A 20,573-nucleotide genomic window follows, 5' to 3' on the forward strand; every position below is an offset into this window, starting at 1 on the left:
CCTGCACCGGCGATTTCTCCTGTGTCAGCGCGGGGCGCGGTCGGGCTGCCACCCGCCGCGGACGCCGGGATCCGACGGCTGTGCCCGGGCTCGGAGCGTCATCGGACGCTCCGAGCCCGGGCACGTGCGGTGTCAGGCGGCGAGGTGCGTGCGGAAGAACGGCACGGCGGCCTCGAGGGCCTTGGCGGTCGGCTCCGACTGGTCGTACAGGTCGTAGTGCGAGGCGCCCTCGACCACGACGAGCTGCTTGTCCTTCGACGCGGCGCGGCCGTAGAGCTCCATGCCGAGGCGGTTCGACGCGAACGCGCCGGGCTTGTCGCCGATCACGACGAGCAGCGGCTGCGTGAGGAACGTCTCGACGCGGTCGTAGGCGTCCCAGAGGGCCAGCGGCGCCTGGCGCGTGAAGAAGAAGCTCGTGCGTCCGTTCTGGGCCGCACCGCGCTCGGTCTTGTAGTACTCGGTCGCCTCGAGCACGTCGATGTCGGTGAGACCGTTCTCCTTCGCGAACTCCACCGACGGCGGCAGCAGGTCGTTGACCATGCCCGCGGCGCCGCGCGCCTCGGCGGTGCGCTGCGCGGCGACGGCCTCGAGCATCGCCATCGGGTCGTAGTTCGAGAAGCCCTCGCGCATGAGACGGCCCACGTTCGAGCCCGCGACGGTGGTGAGCGCCTTGATGCGGCGGTCGATCATGGTCGCGGCGACGGCGTATCCCGCCCCGCCGCAGATGGCGAGCACGCCGATGCGGTCGGCGTCCACGTAGGGCTGGGTCACGAGGTAGTCGATGACGTAGCTGAAGTCGCTGACACGGAAGCCCGGGTCCTCGGTGAAGCGGGGCTCGCCGCCGCTGTCGCCCTGGAAGCTCGCGTCGAACGCGACCGCGACGAAGCCGGCCTCGGCGAGCGCCTTGCCGTAGACGTTGCCCGACGTCTGCGCGCGGCAGCTGCCCGTGGGGTGGGCGGAGACGATCACGGGGTAGGTCTTGCTGGCGTCGAAGTCGGCCGGGAAGTAGATGTCGGCGGCGATGTCCCACGCCAGGCCGGGGAGTGCGACCGTCGTGACATCGATGGTGGAAACAGCCATGGGGTTCCTCCTGAGAACGAGGCTTCTTCAGGTCCCGAGGTCTCGGGACCTGAATCCATGGTCGTCCGTGCGAAGACCGCGCACCAGGCAGAGATCGATCCTAGGAATGACCGTTCCTAGTCTTCGATCATCAGCAGTCGAAGACGCTCCTCCGTCGGCGTGCCGGCGTGCGCGGTGTTCAGCACGAGCTGCTGCTCGGGGGCCGAGTCGTAGCGGAACATGTCCCAGTCGACCGTGAGCTCGCCCACCTCCGGATGGTTCAGCACTTTCGTGCCGAAGTCCTGGCGTGCGACGCCCCTCGCCGCCCACCACCGCCCGAAGTCGCGGTCGGCGATGGTGAGCTCGCCGACGAGACTCGACAGCGCCGGGTCGTCGGGGCTCGTGACGGCCTCGCGACGCAGGATCGCGACGCACGAGCGCGCGACCGACGGCCAGTCGGCGAACAGCTCGCGCAGGTGCGGCGCCGTGAACATGAGGCGCACGTAGTTGAGCTCCCTCTTCGGCAGCTCGCCGAACCGTGTGACGTACATCCGCTCGGCGAGGCGGTTCCAGGCGAGGATGTCGGTGCGCGGGCCCAGCACCAGCGCGGGCGTCTCGGTGAGCTGCCCGAGCAGGCGCTGGAGCTGCGGGCGCACCGCCGGACGCTCGGCGCGGGCGCGCACCGGTGCGGACGTCGACCCGGCGGCGACGTGCGCCGCATGGTCGAGCAGGCTCATGGCGTAGTCGGTCTGGTCGTCGTCGAGCCGCAGCACGCGGACGAGCGCCGCGAGCACGGGCGGCGACGGGGTCAGGCGTCCCTGCTCGATGCGCGTGTAGTAGTCGCTGCTGATGCTCGCCAGCTGCGCGACCTCCTCGCGGCGCAGGCCGCTCACGCGGCGGCGCGTCGTGTCGGCGGCGATGCCGAGGTCGGCCGGGTCGAGGGCGTTCCGGCGGGTGCGGAAGAACTCTCCCAGTTCGCGCAGCTGCGGGGGACGACGGACGGCGGCGGGGCTCATCCCTCCATCGTAGGTCTTTCCTACGAACGCGCGGCGGGGTTCTTTGCCAACGGTGAAGCGGTCTCCCCGAGCCCGATGTTGGCCTCGTAGTCGGCATCCTTCGTCTCCTTCGACAGCGCGAGCGCGACGAAGGTGAGCACGGCGGACCCCGTGAGATAGACCCCGACGAGCCACGGCGACCCGTCGGCGGCCGCCCACAGCGCGACGGGACGACCGGGACGTCAGCGCCAGAGCACGGCGAGCGCCGCGTTCAGCAGCGACAGGATGCCGACGAGCCAGAACAGCGCGGGGGCGACCGAGCCGTTCTTGCGCTGGCGGGCGGAGCCGATGCCGAGCAGCGCGCCGATCGCGAGGAGCACGATCAGCTTGACGGTGATCTTCGTGTAGTTGAGGGAGCCGTCGATGCCCCACGGGGCGGCCAGCGCGAGACCGGAGACCGCGGCGATGACCATGCCCCAGGTCATGACGCGCGTGATCTTGCGATCGCCCACGGCCGCGACGACCCACGAGCCGAAGAGGACGGCGAAGCCCACGATGTGGACGAGGACGACGGCGTGACGCAGGATCTCCATGCCCCACAGCGTACCTTATGCTCACCTGAAGGTGGCGACCGTCGGGCGGCGGCCGATGACGCGCCGCCCGGCGCATCGCTGGATAAAGTGAGGACTCATGACCCCCGAGGACGGCAGCCGCACCCCCTTCTTCATCGTGGAGCACACCGACGAGGGCGAGGTGCTGCATCCGACCCCGCTCTGCCGCTCCGGCTGGGGCGAGACGATCATGCGCGGACCCGCGACGTGCACGGCGCTCGCGCGGGAGACCGAGCGGGTGCTGCACGACGCCGGCGGCGACGGTCTCGTGCCGGCCCGCTTCTCGGCCGACCTGTTCCGTCCCGCGCTCATGGTGTCGTCGACCGTCACGGGCCGGGTCGTCCACCGGAGCCGGCGCCTGGCGATCGTCGAGGCCACGATGTCGCAGGGCGACCGGCCGGTCGCCCGCTCGACGACGCTCTTCGTGCGGCCCGGCGACGCGCCGGACGGAGACCTCTGGACGGTCGAGGCCGAGCTTCCCGAGCCCCCGCCGCTCGAGCGGGGCGGGCCCGACAGCCCGCGGCTGCTGCTCCGCGGCGACGGCGACTGGACGCCGCTGGCCGAGTGCGAGCGGTCGGCGGAGCGCAAGAGCGCCTGGGTGCGGGCGAATCCGGCGGTGGCCGGCGAGCCGATCTCCCCGTTCGCGTTCGTGGCGTCGGTCGCCGACGTGACGAACATGATCGCGCACTGGGGCGCCGCGGGGGTGCAGTACATCAACGCCGACGTGACGCTGAACCTCGTGCGCACGCCGAGCGGGCAGGAGTGCGGTCTGTCGACCGAGCTGCGCTACGCCCGCGACGGGGTGTCGCAGGGGGTCGCCGCGGTGTTCGACCGCGACGGCCTGCTCGGCACGACGTCGATCGTCGCGATCACGAGCGCGAACGCGGGCGACCCGCGCACCTCGGGCACCACCCGCTGACCCCACCTCTCTCCACCCCGCGAGGGTGCCATCTGTGTCCGCGAGGGTGCCATCTGTGTCCGCGAGGGTGCCTCCACCCCGGCGGGGAAAGCACCCTCGGCGAGACAACCGGCACCCTCGCGGATGCCGGGACGGCGCTACGCCGACGCCACGCCGGCGCGCAGCTCGCGCAGCAGCAGCGCCGTGCGCAGCGCCGCGTCGGCCGCCTCGGCGCCCTTGTCCTCCTTCGAGCCCGGCAGACCGGCCCGGTCGATGCCCTGCTGCTCGTCGTCGAGGGTCAGCACGCCGAAGCCGACGGGCTTGCCCGCGTCGAGGGCGACGCGCGTGAGGCCGTCGGTGGCCGCCGACGAGACGAACTCGAAGTGCGGCGTGCCGCCGCGGATGATGACGCCGAGCGCCACGGCGGCGTCGGCCCCGGCATCCAGCGCCGCCTGGCAGGCGACCGGCAGCTCGAACGAGCCCGGCACGCGCACGAGCCGCCACCGCGCCCCCGACGCGTCGAGCACGCGGGCGGCGCCGGCGATGAGGCCGTCGGTGATGACGTCGTGCCACTGGCCCGCGACGACGACGACGTCCAGTCCGGCCGCGTCGACGGGGGTGGTGGCGGGTGCTCCGTGGCCGCTCATCGCTTCTCTCCTTCTGCCAGCCGGGCGTCGAGCTCGGCGCCGTCGATGAGGTGCCCCATGCGGTCGCGCTTCGTCGTGAGGTACTGGTGGTTGTTGGGGCCCACGCCGACCAGCAGCGGCACCTGCTCGACGACGTCGATGCCGAACCGGCGCAGCTGGTCGACCTTGTCGGCGTTGTTGGTGAGCAGGCGCACCTGGTCGATCTCGAGGTCGGTGAGGATGCCGGCCGCCGCGGCGTAGTCGCGGGCGTCGGCGGGCAGGCCCAGCGCGAGGTTCGCGTCGACGGTGTCGAGGCCCCGCTCCTGCAGGCTGTAGGCGCGCAGCTTGTTGATGAGCCCGATGCCGCGGCCCTCGTGGCCGCGCATGTAGACGACGACGCCGCCCGATGCCGCGATCGCGTCGAGCGCCGCGTTCAGCTGCGGGCCGCACTCGCACTTGAGCGACCCGAACGCCTCGCCCGTCAGGCACTCCGAGTGCACCCGCACGGTCGTCGGCCCGCCCGTGATCTCGCCCGACACGATCGCGAGGTGATCGGTGCCGGTCACGCGGTCCTTGTAGGCGAGCACGCGGAACGAGCCGTGCGAGGTCGGCACGTTCGCCTCGGCGCGCAGGCTCACGCGCCGGCGGTGCGCGTGATCGGACGAGGCGGCGCTCGTGCCGTCGAGGTGCGCGATGAGCTGCTCGATCGTGATGACGGGGATGTTCTCTCGCGCGCCCATCTCCAGCAGGCCCGGCATGCGCATCATGCTGCCGTCGTCGGCGACGACCTCGCCGATCACGCCGACCGGCTGCAGGCCGGCGAGCCGCATGAGCTCGACGGCGGCCTCGGTGTGCCCCGCGCGCTCGCGCACGCCGCCGTCGACGGCGCGCAGCGGCAGCACGTGCCCGGGACGGATGAGCGAGGAGGGCGTGGAGGAGGGGTCGGCGAGCACGTTGAAGGTGTGCGCACGGTCGGAGGCGCTGATGCCCGTCGAGACGCGGTCGGCGGCATCCACGCTCACGGTGTAGGCGGTGCCGCGGCTGTCCTCGTTGACGCTCACCATGGGCGGCAGGTCGAGGCGGTCGGCCCAGTCGGCGGGCATCGGCGCGCACAGGAAGCCGCTCGACCAGCGGATCGTCCACGCGAGCCACTCCGGGGTCGCGAGCTCGGCCGACAGGATGACGTCGCCCTCGTTCTCGCGGTTCTCGTCGTCGGCGACGATGACGGGACGCCCCGCGCGCAGCGCGTCGAGGGCCTCGGGGATGGTGGACAGGCTCATCGGGAGCCCCCTTCGTCTCGGGTGGTGAAAGCCAGCAGGCGCTGCACGTGGCGCGCCAGGATGTCGGTCTCGAGGTTGACGCGGTCGCCCGCGACGCGGTCGCCGAGCGTCGTGACCTGCAGGGTCTCGGGGATGAGCGACACCTCGAACCAGTGCTCGGCGTCGCCGGCGCCGCTCGTGGCCGAGACCGTGAGCGACACGCCGTCGACCGTGATCGAGCCCTTGTCGACGACGAGCGGGGCGAGGTGCGCGGGCAGTCCGATGCGCAGCACGCGCCACTGCGCGCCCGGACGCACCTCGAGCAGCTCTCCGGTGCCGTCGACGTGGCCCTGCACGATGTGCCCGCCCAGGCGCCCGTGCGCCGCCATCGCCCGCTCGACGTTGACGGCCGTCCCCGGCGCGAAGCCGCCGAGCGTCGTCATGTCGAGGGTCTGGCGCATGACGTCGGCGCTGAACCGGTCGTCGTCCTGATCGGCCACGGTGAGGCACGTGCCGCTGATGGCGATGGAGTCGCCGTGCGACGCGTCGCTCACGGCGAGCGGGGCGCGCACGGTCAGGCGGATGCCGTCGCCGTGCGGCACGACGGCGACGATCTCGCCCTTCTCTTCCACGATGCCGGTGAACATCAGCTCGTCTCCTTCTCGGTGGTCGGGGTGGGAACCCCGTTGGTCGCATGCCGCGCCGCGGGCGCGGCGAGTCGGGACCGGAACAGCAGGTCGTCGCCCAGCCGTTCGACGGCCTCGACGGCGAGGCGTCGCTGCTCGCCGATCGTCGCGACGCCGACGTCGCCGAGCGCGAGGCGGTCGCCGCCGAGCAGGGTCGGGGCGACGTAGGCGAGCACCTCGTCGACGAGGCCCGCGCGCACGAACGCGCTCGCGACAGTGGGGCCGCCCTCGACGAACACGCGGTGCGCGCCCGCCTCGCGCAGCGTGCCCAGCAGATCGGCGAGGTCGCGTCCGTCGTGCTGCAGGAGGGGGAGGGGATGCCGTCGCACCCGCGCCTGCGGAGGGATGGCGCGGGCCCCGAGCACGACGGGCCTCGGCTGCGCGGGGAGCAGGGCGCCGTCGGGCCGGCGCGCCGTGAGCGCGGGGTCGTCGGCCAGCACGGTGCCGATGCCGGCGACGATGGCATCCGCCTCGCCGCGGCGCCGGTGCACGTCGGCGCGGGCCGCGGGGCCCGTGATCCACTGGCTCGTGCCGTCGGCCGCGGCGGCGCGGCCGTCGAGCGACTGCGCCCACTTGACCGTGACGTGCGGGCGGCCCAGGCGCTGCACCGTGAGCCAGGAGTCGAGCAGCTCGGCGCCCTCGCCCTCGAGCACGCCCGCCTCGACGTCGATGCCGGCCGCGCGCAGTCGCGCCCCGCCGCCCGACGAGAGGTCGCCGGGATCGGCCACGGCGTAGACGACCCGCGAGACGCCGGCCGCGATGAGCGCCTCGCTGCAGGGGCCGGTGCGGCCCGTGTGGTCGCACGGCTCGAGCGTGACGACGGCCGTCGTGCCGCGCGCGGCGTCGGCCGGCAGGTGCGAGAGCGCGTCGACCTCCGCGTGCGCGGTGCCCGCGCCGCGGTGCCATCCCTCGGCGACGATCTCGCCGTCCGGCGCGAGCAGCACGGCGCCGACCTGCGGATTGAGGCCGCGCGGGCCGTTCGCGGCCAGGGCGAGCGCGCGGCGCATCGCCGCGATCTCGCGGTCGGTCGCACTCATCCGTCGTCCTTCTGTCAGACTCCGGGGGTGCGCGTGCGCCGCCTCGCGGCGTCGGGTGACGACCGCGGTGGCGGTGGCGTGCTGCCTCTCATCCGGACTAGCGCGCAGCCCTCCCGCAGGAGGACTGCCGCATCACCGTCGGTCCCGGAATTCCACCGGATCGGCCCGATATCCCAGACCTCGCGGGCTGGGCATCGGGTTCGCGGACTGTCACCGCCGGTTCGGATTCTCACCGACCCCGGAGCACGTTGCTGCTCTCGATCCTAGCGAACGCACGCGCCGTCGCGTCCATTCCCTGTTCTCGTGACGCCCCGTGACACCGCCGCCGCCCGCGCGGGCGGCACTCGTCCTCGCGAGGGTGCCACGTGTTTCCGCGAGGGTGCCGGGTGTTCTCGCGAGGGTGCTCTCGCTCGCGCCGGGAAAGCACCCTCGGTGAGACAATCGGCACCCTCGGCGAGACGATTGGCACCCTCGGCGAGACGATCGGCACCCTCGCGGGGGAGCCGCCGCCCTCGGCCCCTCCCGCGGTGCGAGGATGGTGGCATCCGCCACGAAGGGACCGCCATGAGCTCGGCGCAGTTGCGTGACCGTCCGCGGGCCGACGTGCTCATCATCGGCGGCGGCATCAACGGCCTCGCGACCTTCCGCGACCTGGCGCTGCAGGGCGTCGACGTCGCGCTCGCCGAGCGGAACGACGTCGTGAGCGGCGCCTCCGCGGCATCCAGCCACATGATCCACGGCGGCATCCGCTACCTGGAGAACGGCGAGTTCCGGCTCGTGCACGAGGCCGTCACCGAGCGCAACGCGCTGCTGAGGACCGCGCCGCACTACGTGCGCCCGCTGCAGACCACGATCCCCGTCTCGTCCACCTTCTCCGGACTGCTGTCGGCGCCGCTGCGCTTCCTGCGCCACGGCGGCCGGACGCACGTCGAGCGCGGCGCCGTGCTCATCAAGATCGGCCTCGTCATCTACGACTCGTTCTCGCGCGGCGGCGGTCTGTTCGGCGAGGGTTCCGTGCCGCGTCACACGTTCCGGGGGCGCCGCCGCTCGCACCGGCTGCTGCCGCAGCTGACCCCGCGGGCGAAGTACACCGCCACCTACTGGGACGCCTCGCTGCACGACCCCGAACGCCTCGCGATCGACGTGCTGCGCGACGGCCTCGCGGCGGGCGGCGAACGGGCCCGGGCCGCCAGCTACACGGCGGCGGTCGGTCAGAGCGACGGCGGCGTCGTGCTCGCCGACGACGACGGCGAGTTCGTCTTCCGCGCACCCGTCGTCGTCAACGCGACGGGCCCGTGGGTCGACCGCACCAACGCCGCGCTGGGCGCGCCGACCCGCTTCATGGGCGGCACGAAGGGCTCGCACATCGTGCTCGACCATCCCGAGCTGCTCGATGCGACGGGCGGCCGCGAGATCTTCTTCGAGCACGCCGACGGACGCATCGTGCTCATCTACCCGCTCAAGGGACGCGTGCTGGTCGGCACGACCGACCTCGAGCACGACATGAGCGCGCCGATCGTCTGCACGGATGCCGAGGTCGACTACTTCTTCGACCTGATCGGCCACGTCTTCCCGCGCGTGCGGGTCGACCGGTCGCACATCGTGCACCGGTTCGCGGGCGTGCGCCCGCTGCCCGGTCACGGCGACGTCGCCCCCGGGTTCGTCTCGCGCGACTACCGCATCGAGGAGAGCCGGCTCGGCACGTCGCGCACGACCGTGCTGAGCCTCGTCGGCGGCAAGTGGACGACGTTCCGCGCCTCGGCCGAGCGCCTCGCCGACCACGTGCTCGACGTGCTCGGGCAGCCGCGGCGGCGCTCGACGCGCGGCCTGCCGATCGGCGGGGGAGCCGGCTACCCGACCACCGAGCGGGCTCGGCACCAGTGGATCGGCGCGCACGCCGGGACGGTCGGCTTCGCGCGCGCCGCGCGGCTGCTCGACCGCTACGGCACGGTCGCCGCCGACGTCATCGCCGCGCTCGGCGACGACGACCGGCCGCTCCGCACGCTCCCGGCCTACAGCACGGGAGAGCTGCGGCACCTGGCCCGCACCGAGCACGTCGTGCACCTCGACGACCTCGTGCACCGACGCACGAGCATCGCCTTCACGGGCGACGCGACGCCCGAGGCGCTCGCCGAGGTCGCCGACGTCGTCGCGGACGAGCTGGGGTGGGACGCGGAGCGGCGCGCCGCCGAGGCGGCGCGGGCCGCCGGCGTCGCCGAGGCCCCTGACACCGCGCATGCCTGACGGCGGCACCGGGTATCTGGCGGCGCCGTCGAGCGGCTATCGTCGAAGGCGGGTCCGCGACGAGGAGACGACCCAGTGAATGAGGTGCCGGTGAGTCACGTGATCGCCCTGGACCAGGGCACGACATCCACGCGCGCGATCGTGTTCGACCACGCCGGTCGCATCATCGAGACCGCCCAGCGCGAGCACGCGCAGATCTTCCCGCGCGCCGGACGCGTCGAGCACGATCCGCTCGAGATCTGGACGAACGCGGAGTGGGTGCTCTCCCGCGTCGTCGACCGCGCGAGCACGGCGAAGGTCGTGGCGGTGGGCGTCACGAACCAGCGCGAGACCTCGATCGTGTGGGACCGGCGCACGGGGCTGCCCGTGCACAACGCGCTCGTCTGGCAGGACACGCGCACGCAGCAGCGCATCGACAGGCTCGTCGCCGCGCATGGCGTGCGCGGCTTCGCCGAGACGACGGGGCTGCCGCTCGCGACCTACTTCTCGGCGTCGAAGGTCGCCTGGATCCTCGACAACGTCGAGGGCGCCCGCGAGGCCGCGGAGGGCGGGCACCTGCTGTTCGGCACGCCCGACACGTGGCTCGTGTGGAACCTCACGGGCGGCGTGCACGGCGGCATCCACGTGACCGACGTCACGAACGCGAGCCGCACCATGCTCATGGACCTGCGCACGCTCGACTGGTCGGACGAGCTGCTCGAACTGTGGCGCATCCCGCGCCGCATGCTGCCCGAGATCCGCTCGTCGTCGGAGGTCTACGGCCACGTGCAGCTGCCGGGGGCGCTCTCCGGCGTCCCCATCGCGGGCATCCTGGGCGATCAGCAGGCCGCGACGTTCGGGCAGGCCGCGTTCGGCGCGGGGGAGTCGAAGAACACCTACGGCACGGGCAACTTCGTGCTCGTCGGCACGGGCACCGACATCGTGCAGTCCAAGGCCGGGCTCATCACGACCGTCGCCTACCAGTGCGCGGGCGAGCCGGCGCACTACGCGCTGGAGGGCTCGATCGCCGTCACGGGGTCGCTCGTGCAGTGGCTGCGCGACAACCTCGGCATCATCGAGCGCTCCGAGGACGTCGAGACCCTCGCCGACACCGTCGACGACAACGGCGGCGCCTACTTCGTGCCCGCCTTCTCGGGCCTCTTCGCGCCCTACTGGCGGCCCGACGCGCGCGGCACCCTCGTGGGGCTCACCCGCTACGTCACGAAGGCGCACATCGCGCGCGCCGCGCTGGAGGCCACGGCGTTCCAGACCCGCGACGTGATCGAGGCCGTCGTCTCCGACGCGGGACGCGACCTCGCCGAGCTGCGCGTCGACGGCGGGATGACGCGCAACAACGCGCTCATGCAGTTCCAGGCCGACATCCTCGGCATCCCCGTCGTGCGTCCCAAGGTCATCGAGACGACCGCGCTCGGCGCCGCCTACGCCGCGGGCCTCGCGGTGGGCGTGTGGGGCAGCCGCGACGAGCTGCGCGCGCACTGGCAGGAGGACGTCCGGTTCGAGCCGCGGATGCCGGCCGACGAGCGGGCGCGACGGTTCCGGCTGTGGAAGAAGGCCGTCTCGAAGTCGATCGACTGGGTCGACGACGACGCGCGGGCGCTCGCCGGGACGCTCGAGTAGCCGCTGCGGCGCGCCGTCACTTCACGCCCTGTCACTTCAGCAGCCGCGACAGCCGGCGGTCGGCGAGGATCTTGCCGCCCGTCTGGCACGTCGGGCAGTACTCGAGCGAGTTGTCGGCGAAGAACACGCTGCGCACCTCGTCGCCGCAGACGGCGCACGGCTGGCCGCGGCGGCCGTGCACGGCCATGCCGCGGCGCTTCGCGTCCTTGAGGTCGGCGGGCGGCTTGCCCGACGCGGCGGCGACCGCCTCGGCGAGCGTCTCGCGGGTGGCGGCGTAGAGGCGGTCGACCTCGTCGTCGCCGAGGCTCGCGGCGAGTGCGTACGGCGACATGCGCGCCGCGTGCAGGATCTCGTCGGAGTAGGCGTTGCCGATGCCGGCCACGATCGACTGGTCGCGCAGCACGCCCTTGATCTGCGTGCGGCGGCCGTGCAGCAGCGCCGCGAGGGTCTCGCGGGTGAAGTCCGCGTCGAGCGGGTCGGGCCCCAGGCGCGCGATGCCGGGCACGTCGGTGGGGGAGCGCACGACGTAGACCGCGAGCGACTTCTTCGTGCCCGCCTCGGTGAGGTCGAGCCCCGCGTCGTCGTCGAAGCCGACGCGCAGCGCGATGGGGCTCTTGCCCGGCCGGATGACCGTCTGCGGCAGCTGCTCGTACCAGCGCAGCCAGCCCGCCTTGGCGAGGTGGAAGACCAGGTGCACGTCGGCGTCCGTCGCGAGGCCCGCGAACTTGCCGTAGCGCCGCACCGCGGTCACGGTCGCGCCGCGCAGCGCGTCGATGGGCGGATCGTAGGTCTTGAGCGCGGCGATGCCCGCGACCGTGGTCTTCGTGATCGCACGGCCCCGCAGCCGCTCGTCGAGGAAGTCGACGAGCCCCTGCACCTCCGGCATCTCGGGCATGCCGCCATCCTGTCACGAAGCACCGACACGGTGTGGCCCGCGGCCCGGGTGAGGAGCCGGGCCCGGGACGGCCCGCGGCTCGCGCGACGGCTCGGACCGGGCGCGGTCTCGGGCGGCGGCGTGGCCGGGTCGGGCCCCGGTCGCGTCGTCAGGCCGCGGTCACGCCAGCACCGGCCACGCCTGCGGCGTGCGGTCGTCGGTGACGAGCAGGTCGGCGATCCACGCGTCGTGCCGGATGCCGGCGCCGTTCACGAGCGCGGCGCGCAGCGTGCCGCCGTAGCGGAACCCCAGCGTGCGCGCCGTGCGCGCCGACGCGACGTTGCCGGCCACGGCGCGCCACTCGATGCGCACGAGCCCGAGGCCGTCGGACGAGAAGCCCCAGTCGAGTACGGCCCGCGCCGCCTCCGCGACGAGGCCCTGGCCCCGCTGGGCGGGCGCCGTCCAGTAGCCGAGCTCGGCCTCGCGACCGCGCAGCCGGTGCAGCCCGATCATGCCCGCCAGCTCGCCGTCCTGCCGCGGATGCCGCAGCGCCCAGGTCGTCTCCTTCTCGGCATCCCACCACTCGGTGGCCTTGCGCACGAAGTCCTCCGCGTGCGACCGCGCGTACGGCGACGGCACCGTCGTGTACCGCTGGATCAGCGGGTCCTGGCACGCGGCCGTGATCGCGTCGACGTCGGCCGCTGTCGGAACCGACAGTTCCACCCGCGCCGTGCGCAGCGTCACCGGTTGCATCCCCCGACCCTACCCCGCCCGCCCGTCGTCATCCCGCCCGTTCCCCGCCCCGCCCCGGCGATCCCGCGCGGCGATCTCACCCCACCACCCGTTCACAACTCAGGAAGAACCGCCCGCCCGGGGCGCGAAGCGCCGGTCTCGGCCCGGTCTTCCTGAATCATGAACACAGGATTGCGAACACGGGGCTCCGCCGGCATCCGCGAGTCCTCGTCCACAATCGCCGTGTTCGCACAGCTGTCCACAGATCCGGGCCGGCGGCGTCCGCGGCCGTCCGAGGACGCCGACGCTGGGGGCATGACCGATCTGAACCTGGGACCCCGGGAGGTCCTCACCCGCGCCGATCTGCGCGTCCGCGGGATGCGCGGCCGCGACATCACCCGGGCGGTGCGCGACGGATGGCTGCTGCGCGTCAGACGCGACCGCTACATGCGTGCGCCCGCAGACGGCGTCGACCGCGCCGTCCGCGTCGGCGGGCGGCTGGCGTGCGTGTCGCTGCTGTCGCTGCTGGGGGTGTTCGTGCTCGATTCGCGCGCCCTGCACGTGCACCTCGACGCGTCGATGTCACGCCTGCGCACGCCCGACCGGAGCGATCGCGCGCTGACCCGGAAGGCGAAGGACGACCTGCGGCTGCACTGGTCGCCGCTGCGGCACGACGGCACGACGCTCGGGACCGTGGGCGTCGCCGACGCGCTGGCGCAGGCCGTCCGGTGCCAGAGCGTCCGGGGCGCGGTGGCCGCCGTCGACAGCGTGCTGCACCTCGGGCTGCTGACGTGGCACGACGTGCATAGGGTGTTCGCGGGGCTCCCGCGTCGGTACCGGGTCATCCTCGACGTCGCGGACGGGAAGGCGGAGTCGGGCAGCGAGACGTTCATGCGCCTGCTGCTGCGGCAGCTCGGTCTGCGGCAGTGGACTTCGTCGTCGACGGATGGCTGATCGTCGAATGCGACAGCAAGGCCCATCACGAGGGCTGGGACAGGCAGCGCGAGGACCGGCGGCGCGACCTCGCCGCCGCGGCCCTCGGGTACACGACCATCCGGCCGCTGGCGGAGGACCTGTTCCACCGGCCCGACATCGTGCTCGCGGCCGTGCGCGGCCTGGTGGCCGCCCACCGCGCCGCACGGCGCGCGTGACGCCCGCGCGCCGCCCCCGCCCGTACCGTTCACGATTCAGGAAGAACCGGCCCGCAGCGGGGCGGATGCCGCATTCGCGGCCGTTCTTCCTGAATTGTGAACGGGGTCGAGGAGCGGAGGCCGGCCGGCGGGTCGGGGTCTGCGGACCGTCCCGCGGGGAGAGGCCGCCGCGCCGCCGCCGCGGATCACATGCGGCGGAGCAGGCCGATCTTCGCGTAGACGTCGGCGAGGGTCGCGTTGGCGACCTCCTCGGCACGGGCCGCGTTGGCGGCGAGCACGCGGTCGAGCTCGGCGGGGTCGGCGAGCAGCTCGAGGGCACGCTCGCGCACGGGCCCGAACTCGCCCACCACGACCTCGGCGAGGCCCTTCTTGAAGTCGCCGTAGCCGCGGCCCGCGTACTCGTCCTCGATCGCCGGGATCTGGCGGCCCGTGAGGGCGGCATAGATCACGAGCAGGTTCGAGACGCCCGGCTTGTTCTCGCGGTCATAGCGCACCGAGCCCTCGGAGTCGGTCACCGCGCGCATGATCTTCTTCGCCGACACCGACGGGTCGTCGAGCAGCCACAGCACGCCCGTGTCGGACTCGGCCGACTTGGACATCTTGGCCGTGGGGCTCTGCAGGTCGTAGATGCGCGCGGTGTCCTGCTGGATCACGGGCATGGGCACGCGGAAGGCCGGGCCGAAACGCGCGTTGAAGCGCTCGGCGAGGTCGCGCGTCAGCTCGACGTGCTGCTTCTGGTCGTCGCCGACCGGCACGATGTCGGTCTGGTACAGCAGGATGTCGGCGGCCATGAGCACGGGGTACGTGAAGAGGCCGACGTTCGTGGCGTCCGATCCGTAGCGGGCCGACTTGTCCTTGAACTGCGTCATGCGGGCGGCCTCGCCGTAGCCCGTGATCGTGGACAGCACCCAGGCGAGCTCGGCGTGCGCCGGCACGTGCGACTGCACGTAGAGGGTCGAGCGCGAGGGCTCGATGCCCGCGGCGATGTACTGCGCCGCGGTGCGCCGCGTCTTCTCGCGCAGCTCGGCCGGGTCGTTCGGCTGGGTGAGCGCGTGCAGGTCGACGACGGAGAAGAAGGCGTCGTACGACTCCTGCAGGTCGCGCCACTGCATGAGCGCCCCGATGTAGTTGCCGATCTGGAGAGAGTCGGCGGACGGCTGCATTCCGGAGTACAGACGGGGTTTGCTCACCCGGCAAGTCTACGGCGACGGACGCCGCGACCGGCGCCGTCGTCCGCGGCCTGGATCAGCTACCCATAGAATATATTCACGGTTCGCGTGGTCATGACGACCCCCGACGTGACGGTAACGTGTGAGCAGTGGCGGTATCCGCGCCGCCCCGAGACGGGAAGTCTGCGATGTCCGAATTCGTCCTGCCACCCACCTCTGACGCGATTCCGCTCGTGCAGGCGCGACGTGCCGCGTTCTTCGTCTCGGACAGCACCGGCATCACCGCCGAGACGCTGGGGTCCGCGCTGCTCGTGAACTTCCCCGAGATCGTGTTCGACCATCACACCATGCCGTTCGTCGACACGCCAGAGAAGGCGGCCGAAGTCGTGCAGGAGATCTCTCGCGCGTACGCCGAGGGACAGGAGCCGGTCGTCTTCACGACGGTCAAGCAGTTCCAGCTGCGCAAGCTGCTGCACGCGGCGCCCGGCGTCACGATCGACCTGCTCGCCGGCCACCTGGTCGAGCTGGAGGGCGCGCTCGGCGTGAAGGCCTCGGAGCGGCCGGGCCAGTACCACGCGCTCGGCGACCTGGAGAAGTACCACGACCGCATGCGCGCGGTCGAGTACGCGATAGAGCACGACGACGGCCAGAGCGGGCGGGCGCTCGATCTCGCGGACGTCATCATCGTGGCCCCCAGCCGGTGCGGCAAGACGCCCACGACGATGTACCTCGCGCTGCAGTACGGACTGCTCGTCGCGAACTACCCGCTCACCGACGACGACTTCCCGACCGTCGGCCTGCCGAAGATGATCGCGCCCTATCCGGAGCGCTGCTTCGGCCTCATCACGACGGCGCAGCGCCTGAGCCAGGTGCGCAGCGAGCGACGCCCGCAGTCGCACTACGCGAGCCTCGAGCAGTGCACGCTCGAGCTGCGCCGGGCCGAGGACCTCTACCGACGCCACAACATCCCCTACCTCAACTCGTCGGCCAAGAGCGTCGAGGAGATGTCGGCGGTCATCATCCAATCCATGAGACTGCGAGCGGCGCGCGCGCAGACCACACCCAAGAACAGTTCGAGGTGACGTGAATATGAGCAACATCCTGTGGTTCCAGGATCTCGGCATGGGCGACCTGCCGCAGGTCGGCGGCAAGAACGCATCGCTCGGCGAGATGGTCTCCCAGCTCTCCCATCTGGGGGTGCGGGTGCCCGGCGGCTTCGCCACGACGGCGGACGCGTTCCGCACCTTCCTGGCCGCGAACGACCTCGAGAAGCGCATCCATGACGCCGTGAGCGCCCTGGACGTCGAGGATGTCGCGGAGCTCACGCGGGTCGGTGCGCAGGTGCGGCAGTGGATCCTGGAGCAGCCGTTCCCGGCCGACCTCGACGGCGACATCCGCGAGGCGTACGCGCGCGCCGTCGCCGACGACCCCGACCCCGAGAACGTCTCGTGGGCGGTGCGCTCGAGCGCCACCGCCGAGGACCTGCCCGACGCCTCGTTCGCGGGCCAGCAGGAGACGTTCCTGAACATCAGCGGCATCGACAACATCGTCGAGGCGATCCACCACGTCTTCGCGTCGCTCTACAACGACCGCGCCATCGCCTACCGCGTGCACAACGGCTTCGACCACTACGACGTCGCGCTCTCGGCGGGCGTGCAGCGCATGGTGCGCTCCGACATCGGCGCCTCGGGCGTCATGTTCACCGTCGACACCGAGTCGGGCTTCGACCGCGCCGTCTTCATCACGAGCTCCTACGGTCTCGGCGAGGCCGTCGTGCAGGGCGCCGTCAACCCCGACGAGTTCTACGTGTACAAGCCCGCGCTCGCCGAGGGCCGCCCCGCGATCCTCAAGCGCCAGGTCGGCGAGAAGGCCGTCGCGATGCGCTACACCGGGTCGACCGAGGTGGGCCGCACGATCGAGTTCTTCGACGTGCCCGAGGAGGACCGCCGCCGCTTCTCGATCACGGACGCCGAGGTGGAGGAGCTCGCCCGCCACGCCGTCGTCATCGAGAAGCACTACGGCCGCCCCATGGACATCGAGTGGGGCCGCGACGGCGGCGACGGCAGGCTCTACATCCTGCAGGCGCGCCCCGAGACCGTCGTCTCGCGCGCCGACGGCGCCGTGCTCAGCCGCTTCGTGCTGCGCGAGCGCAGCGAGGCGCTCGTCGTGGGCCGCGCGATCGGCCAGCGCATCGGCGCGGGCCCCGTGCGCGTGCTCACGAGCATCGACCAGATGAACGACTTCCGGCCCGGCGACGTGCTCGTGGCCGACATGACCGACCCCGACTGGGAGCCGATCATGATGCGCGCGTCGGCGATCGTCACCAACCGCGGCGGCCGCACGTGCCACGCGGCGATCATCGCCCGCGAGCTGGGCATCCCCGCCGTCGTCGGCACAGGGCACGGCACGAAGGTGCTCAAGGACGGCACGCCCGTCACGGTCTCGTGCGCCGAGGGCGACGACGGCAACGTGTACGACGGCATCCTCGACTTCGCCGAGGAGGAGACGCGCCTCGACGCGATGCCCGACGTGCCCGTCAAGATCATGATGAACGTCGGCACGCCCGACCAGGCGTTCAGCTTCGCGAAGCTGCCCAACCGCGGCGTCGGCCTCGCCCGCCTGGAGTTCGTCATCAACCGCCAGGTCGGCATCCACCCGCGCGCCCTGCTCGAGCGCGACACGGTGTCGCCCGAGCTGCAGCGCCAGGTCGACACGCTCACGGCCGCCTACGACAGCCCGCGCGACTACTTCGTCAAGCGCGTCGCGGAGGGCATCTCGATGATCGCGGCCGCGTTCGCCCCCGAGCCGGTCATCGTGCGCATGAGCGACTTCAAGTCGAACGAGTACGCCAACCTCATCGGCGGCGACCAGTACGAGCCGCACGAGGAGAACCCGATGATCGGGTACCGCGGTGCGTCGCGCTACATCTCGGCCGACTTCCGCGAGTGCTTCGCGATGGAGTGCGAGGCGCTGAAGTTCGTGCGCGACCAGATGGGCCTCACGAACGTCAAGATCATGATCCCGTTCGTGCGCACCCTCGACGAGGGCCGCGCCGTCATCGACCTGCTGCAGCGCTACGGCCTGCGCCAGGGCGACAACGGCCTCGAGGTCGTCATGATGTGCGAGGTGCCGTCGAACGCGCTGCTGGCCGACGAGTTCCTCGACGTCTTCGACGGCTTCTCGATCGGCTCCAACGACATGACGCAGCTGACCCTCGGCCTCGACCGCGACTCGGCGCTCGTCGCGAGCGTCTTCGACGAGCGCGACCCCGCCGTGCGCAAGATGCTCGCGATGGCGATCGAGGCGTGCCGCCGTCGCGGCAAGTACGTCGGCATCTGCGGCCAGGGCCCGTCGGACCACCCCGACCTCGCGCAGTGGCTCGTCGACCAGGGCATCGAGTCGATGTCGCTCAACCCCGACACGGTCGTGGAGACCTGGATGCGCATCGCCCGCGAGACGCAGCCCTCCGCCTGACGCCGCACCGCCGGCATCCGCCCGCCTCCTCCGCGCACGTCGCGGGAAGGAGGCGGGCGGTTCGCGTCTCAGCCGATCGCGTAGTCGGCGATGACCGGCGCGTGGTCGCTCCAGCGCGTGTCCCACGACGGCGCGCGCACGACGCGGTAGTCGGTGACCGTGGCGGCCAGGGCGGGCGTCGCGAGGTGGTAGTCGATGCGCCAGCCCGTGTCGTTGTCGAAGGCCTGGCCGCGGTTCGACCACCACGTGTAGGGCCCGTCGACCTCGCCGGCCCAGCGGCGGCCCACGTCGACCCAGCCCAGGCCCGTGCCCGTGGTCTCGTCGACGCACGTCACGGTCTCGCCCGCGGGCGCCGTGAAGCGGTCGAAGTAGGCGCGCTCGCGCGGCAGGAAGCCCGCGTTCTTGCGGTTGCCGCGCCAGTTGCGGATGTCGAGCTCGCGATGCCCCACGTTGAGGTCCCCCGTGATGAGGGCGAGCGGGCCGAGCCGGGGGAGCCGGGCCTCCATCGCGTCGAGGAACGCGTACTTCGCCTCCTGCTTGGGCGTGTCGGCCTCGCCCGTGTGGACGTACGCGCTCACGACCGTCAGCACCGTGTCGCCCGCGGCGATGTCGACCTCGAGCCAGCGCCCGGCCGAGTCGAGGGCGTCGTCGCCCAGCTCGGTGCGCCAGATCTCGAGCGGCTCGCGGGCCGCGACCGCGACGCCCGCGCGGCCCTTGGCGAGCGCGCGGTCGTGCACGAAGTGCCAGTCGGGCAGCGCCTGCTCGAGGTGCACGTCCTCGCCGCGCACCTCCTGCAGCGTCAGCACGTCGACGCCGGCGTCGTCGAGCCACGCGAGCATGCCCTTTCGCACGGCGGCACGGATGCCGTTGACGTTGACGGAGGCGATGCGCAGCGTTCGGGTCACCGCACCAGCCTAGAAGATGTCCTACTCGAACAGCAGCCCGCGTCGCACGGGCGCCGGGGGAGCGGAGGCCTCGAGCTCCGCGAGGTCGGCCTGCGCGCGGTGCAGCGCGCGGCGGGTGCGCCAGCGGCGGGGCCAGCCGGATGCCGCGTGCGCGTCCTGCGCCTCCTGCACGCGCACCTGCGCGGCGAGCAGCAGCGCCTGGTGGCGCTCGTAGAGCTCCTCCTCGGGGCTCTTCTCCTGCAGCGGGATGCGCGCGTCGTTCGCGGTCACGGCGATCCACGAGGCGGACATGAGCATGACCACGCCGATGACCCGGAACCAGAGCATGAGGCCGACGAAGACGGTGAAGGTGGCGAGCAGGGGGTTCGCCGGCGTGTACGACAGCAGCAGGCCGGTGGCCAGCTGCAGCACGGTCACGCCGGCGCCGCCGATGAGCGCGCCGGGCCAGATGATGCGCCAGGGCGGCGACGTCCCCGTGAGGAACCAGAACAGCGCCCCGAGCGACGAGGCGTTGATCGCGAACGACACGACGACGGATGCCACGCGCACGCTGCCGTTGAACAGCGACGAGTTCGTGTTCCAGTCGAGCATCGTGAACACGGCCGTGAGCGAGTACGTGCCGAGCGTGATGAGCGCCGAGCCGACGATCAGCGCGAGCCCGAACACGAGGGCGGCCAGGAGGTCGCGGGCCTTCAGCAGCACGTACGAGCGGTCGTCGAAGGGGAGGGCGAAGATGTCGCGCACGGCGCGCCGTGCGAAGGTCACGAAGCCGATCGCGGTCCACAGCGCGGCCCCGAGGGCGACGACACCGGTCACGGCCAGCACGCTCGTGCTGTCGGTCGCGATCTTCTGCAGGTCGATGAGATCGATGAGGCCGGGCTCGCCGTCCATCTCGATCAGGTAGGGGATGTAGTCGTTGATGATGCCCGCGAGGCCGCGCACGGCGTCGGGGCTGCCGCCGAGCCACAGGCCGACGACGGCGAAGGCCACGTAGATCGCCGCGAACACGGCGAACAGCCCCTGATAGCTGACGCCGGCGGCGAGCAGGAAGCCGTTGTGCTGCAGGAAGTGGCGCCACACGCGCACGGGGAACCACGCGAGGGTGGCCTGGGTGATCGCGACGGCGCGCTCCAGCGGCGGCTCGAGCCTCTCGCGCAACGCGGCGGACTGGCCGCGGCGCTCACGGGGCCGGCGGGACACGCTCACAGACTAGCGACGCGGGGGACCGTGCCGCGT

General features: G+C 72.3%; 19 protein-coding genes and 1 riboswitch. Of the genes, 7 read left to right on the forward strand and 12 right to left on the reverse strand.

From position 1 onward, the window contains the following. Positions 1–132 precede the first annotated feature (132 nt). From AOA12_RS05045 to AOA12_RS05055, 3 genes are all read right to left on the reverse strand, one after another. On the reverse strand, positions 133–1,080 hold the full coding sequence (locus tag AOA12_RS05045) for an alpha/beta hydrolase (protein ID WP_054680930.1): 948 nt from the start codon (positions 1,078–1,080) through the stop codon (positions 133–135). Positions 1,081–1,196: 116 nt separating this feature from the next. Then, positions 1,197–2,075, reverse strand: a complete 879-nt coding sequence (locus AOA12_RS05050; protein ID WP_054680931.1) for a helix-turn-helix domain-containing protein — start codon at positions 2,073–2,075, stop codon at positions 1,197–1,199. 221 nt (positions 2,076–2,296) lie between these two features. Continuing rightward, positions 2,297–2,647: a hypothetical protein gene (locus AOA12_RS05055; protein ID WP_054680932.1), complete on the reverse strand. Its 351-nt coding sequence runs from the start codon at positions 2,645–2,647 to the stop codon at positions 2,297–2,299. 97 nt (positions 2,648–2,744) lie between these two features. Between AOA12_RS05055 and AOA12_RS05060 the strand changes: the two genes are divergently transcribed. Then, positions 2,745–3,584 (forward strand): acyl-CoA thioesterase domain-containing protein, encoded by an 840-nt coding sequence (locus AOA12_RS05060; RefSeq protein ID WP_054680933.1) that lies wholly within the window; start codon positions 2,745–2,747, stop codon positions 3,582–3,584. A gap of 137 nt (positions 3,585–3,721) precedes the next feature. Here the strand turns inward: AOA12_RS05060 and ribH are convergent, their stop codons facing one another. The 4 genes from ribH to ribD are packed head-to-tail and all read right to left on the reverse strand — an operon-like array spanning position 3,722 to position 7,171. Next, the gene (gene ribH / locus AOA12_RS05065; protein ID WP_054680934.1) at positions 3,722–4,210 is read right to left on the reverse strand and encodes a 6,7-dimethyl-8-ribityllumazine synthase; all 489 of its coding nucleotides are present in this window, start codon (positions 4,208–4,210) and stop codon (positions 3,722–3,724) included. Continuing rightward, a complete protein-coding gene (locus AOA12_RS05070) occupies positions 4,207–5,469 on the reverse strand; it encodes a bifunctional 3,4-dihydroxy-2-butanone-4-phosphate synthase/GTP cyclohydrolase II (RefSeq protein WP_054680935.1) in 1,263 nt (420 codons plus the stop codon). Before AOA12_RS05070 ends, ribH begins: the two co-directional genes overlap by 4 nt. Continuing rightward, entirely contained in the window at positions 5,466–6,095 is a 630-nt protein-coding gene (locus AOA12_RS05075) for a riboflavin synthase (RefSeq protein ID WP_054680936.1), read from the reverse strand. The genes AOA12_RS05070 and AOA12_RS05075 overlap by 4 nt, the downstream gene beginning before the upstream one ends. Beyond that, positions 6,095–7,171, reverse strand: coding sequence for a bifunctional diaminohydroxyphosphoribosylaminopyrimidine deaminase/5-amino-6-(5-phosphoribosylamino)uracil reductase RibD (ribD, locus tag AOA12_RS05080; RefSeq protein ID WP_054680937.1), 1,077 nt, complete (start codon positions 7,169–7,171; stop codon positions 6,095–6,097). Before ribD ends, AOA12_RS05075 begins: the two co-directional genes overlap by 1 nt. 75 nt (positions 7,172–7,246) lie before the next feature. Next, a riboswitch (FMN riboswitch) is annotated at positions 7,247–7,421 on the reverse strand. Between the two features lie 314 nt (positions 7,422–7,735). Between ribD and AOA12_RS05085 the strand changes: the two genes are divergently transcribed. Further along, the gene (locus tag AOA12_RS05085) at positions 7,736–9,415 is read left to right on the forward strand and encodes a glycerol-3-phosphate dehydrogenase/oxidase (RefSeq protein ID WP_054680938.1); all 1,680 of its coding nucleotides are present in this window, start codon (positions 7,736–7,738) and stop codon (positions 9,413–9,415) included. 84 nt (positions 9,416–9,499) lie between these two features. Further along, entirely contained in the window at positions 9,500–11,032 is a 1,533-nt protein-coding gene (glpK, locus tag AOA12_RS05090; RefSeq protein ID WP_156366642.1) for a glycerol kinase GlpK, read from the forward strand. Between the two features lie 31 nt (positions 11,033–11,063). On the opposite strand, the gene AOA12_RS05095 is transcribed toward glpK, so the two are convergent. After that, positions 11,064–11,927: an Fpg/Nei family DNA glycosylase gene (locus AOA12_RS05095; protein ID WP_054680939.1), complete on the reverse strand. Its 864-nt coding sequence runs from the start codon at positions 11,925–11,927 to the stop codon at positions 11,064–11,066. A gap of 159 nt (positions 11,928–12,086) precedes the next feature. After that, positions 12,087–12,659, reverse strand: coding sequence for a GNAT family N-acetyltransferase (locus AOA12_RS05100; protein WP_054680940.1), 573 nt, complete (start codon positions 12,657–12,659; stop codon positions 12,087–12,089). A 294-nt stretch (positions 12,660–12,953) separates the two neighbouring features. On the opposite strand from AOA12_RS05100, the gene AOA12_RS05105 reads away from it, so the two are divergent. Continuing rightward, positions 12,954–13,592 (forward strand): hypothetical protein, encoded by a 639-nt coding sequence (locus AOA12_RS05105; protein ID WP_054680941.1) that lies wholly within the window; start codon positions 12,954–12,956, stop codon positions 13,590–13,592. After that, positions 13,565–13,789, forward strand: a complete 225-nt coding sequence (locus AOA12_RS05110; protein ID WP_054680942.1) for a DUF559 domain-containing protein — start codon at positions 13,565–13,567, stop codon at positions 13,787–13,789. The genes AOA12_RS05105 and AOA12_RS05110 overlap by 28 nt, the downstream gene beginning before the upstream one ends. A gap of 185 nt (positions 13,790–13,974) precedes the next feature. On the opposite strand, the gene trpS is transcribed toward AOA12_RS05110, so the two are convergent. Further along, positions 13,975–14,979 carry a tryptophan--tRNA ligase gene (trpS, locus tag AOA12_RS05115; protein WP_082405956.1) on the reverse strand — a complete coding sequence of 335 codons (1,005 nt, stop codon included), beginning with the start codon at positions 14,977–14,979 and terminating at the stop codon, positions 13,975–13,977. A 167-nt stretch (positions 14,980–15,146) separates the two neighbouring features. On the opposite strand from trpS, the gene AOA12_RS05120 reads away from it, so the two are divergent. Continuing rightward, the gene (locus AOA12_RS05120; RefSeq protein WP_082405958.1) at positions 15,147–16,040 is read left to right on the forward strand and encodes a pyruvate, water dikinase regulatory protein; all 894 of its coding nucleotides are present in this window, start codon (positions 15,147–15,149) and stop codon (positions 16,038–16,040) included. Positions 16,041–16,047: 7 nt separating this feature from the next. Beyond that, positions 16,048–18,432, forward strand: coding sequence for a phosphoenolpyruvate synthase (gene ppsA / locus AOA12_RS05125; RefSeq protein WP_054680944.1), 2,385 nt, complete (start codon positions 16,048–16,050; stop codon positions 18,430–18,432). A gap of 68 nt (positions 18,433–18,500) precedes the next feature. Here ppsA and AOA12_RS05130 read toward each other — a convergent pair whose 3' ends face one another. Then, a complete protein-coding gene (locus tag AOA12_RS05130) occupies positions 18,501–19,337 on the reverse strand; it encodes an exodeoxyribonuclease III (protein ID WP_054680945.1) in 837 nt (278 codons plus the stop codon). 21 nt (positions 19,338–19,358) lie between these two features. Further along, positions 19,359–20,537: a YihY/virulence factor BrkB family protein gene (locus AOA12_RS05135; protein WP_231637185.1), complete on the reverse strand. Its 1,179-nt coding sequence runs from the start codon at positions 20,535–20,537 to the stop codon at positions 19,359–19,361. Between the last annotated feature and the right edge of the window lie 36 nt (positions 20,538–20,573).

The sequence above is a fragment of the Microbacterium sp. No. 7 genome (genome assembly GCF_001314225.1).
Taxonomy (GTDB): Bacteria; Actinomycetota; Actinomycetes; order Actinomycetales; family Microbacteriaceae; genus Microbacterium.

What these genes read in the sequence shown, in the direction of transcription:
- AOA12_RS05120 (WP_082405958.1), top strand. Translation starts at nt 15,147, where the DNA reads ATGTCCGAATTCGTCCTGCCACCCACCTCTGACGCGATTCCGCTCGTG.
- AOA12_RS05060 (WP_054680933.1), top strand. Translation starts at nt 2,745, where the DNA reads ATGACCCCCGAGGACGGCAGCCGCACCCCCTTCTTCATCGTGGAGCAC.
- ribH (WP_054680934.1), bottom strand. Translation starts at nt 4,210, where the DNA reads ATGAGCGGCCACGGAGCACCCGCCACCACCCCCGTCGACGCGGCCGGA.
- AOA12_RS05075 (WP_054680936.1), bottom strand. Translation starts at nt 6,095, where the DNA reads ATGTTCACCGGCATCGTGGAAGAGAAGGGCGAGATCGTCGCCGTCGTG.
- AOA12_RS05095 (WP_054680939.1), bottom strand. Translation starts at nt 11,927, where the DNA reads ATGCCCGAGATGCCGGAGGTGCAGGGGCTCGTCGACTTCCTCGACGAG.
- AOA12_RS05085 (WP_054680938.1), top strand. Translation starts at nt 7,736, where the DNA reads ATGAGCTCGGCGCAGTTGCGTGACCGTCCGCGGGCCGACGTGCTCATC.
- AOA12_RS05045 (WP_054680930.1), bottom strand. Translation starts at nt 1,080, where the DNA reads ATGGCTGTTTCCACCATCGATGTCACGACGGTCGCACTCCCCGGCCTG.
- AOA12_RS05070 (WP_054680935.1), bottom strand. Translation starts at nt 5,469, where the DNA reads ATGAGCCTGTCCACCATCCCCGAGGCCCTCGACGCGCTGCGCGCGGGG.
- ppsA (WP_054680944.1), top strand. Translation starts at nt 16,048, where the DNA reads ATGAGCAACATCCTGTGGTTCCAGGATCTCGGCATGGGCGACCTGCCG.
- AOA12_RS05105 (WP_054680941.1), top strand. Translation starts at nt 12,954, where the DNA reads ATGACCGATCTGAACCTGGGACCCCGGGAGGTCCTCACCCGCGCCGAT.
- AOA12_RS05100 (WP_054680940.1), bottom strand. Translation starts at nt 12,659, where the DNA reads ATGCAACCGGTGACGCTGCGCACGGCGCGGGTGGAACTGTCGGTTCCG.
- ribD (WP_054680937.1), bottom strand. Translation starts at nt 7,171, where the DNA reads ATGAGTGCGACCGACCGCGAGATCGCGGCGATGCGCCGCGCGCTCGCC.
- AOA12_RS05050 (WP_054680931.1), bottom strand. Translation starts at nt 2,075, where the DNA reads ATGAGCCCCGCCGCCGTCCGTCGTCCCCCGCAGCTGCGCGAACTGGGA.
- AOA12_RS05055 (WP_054680932.1), bottom strand. Translation starts at nt 2,647, where the DNA reads ATGGAGATCCTGCGTCACGCCGTCGTCCTCGTCCACATCGTGGGCTTC.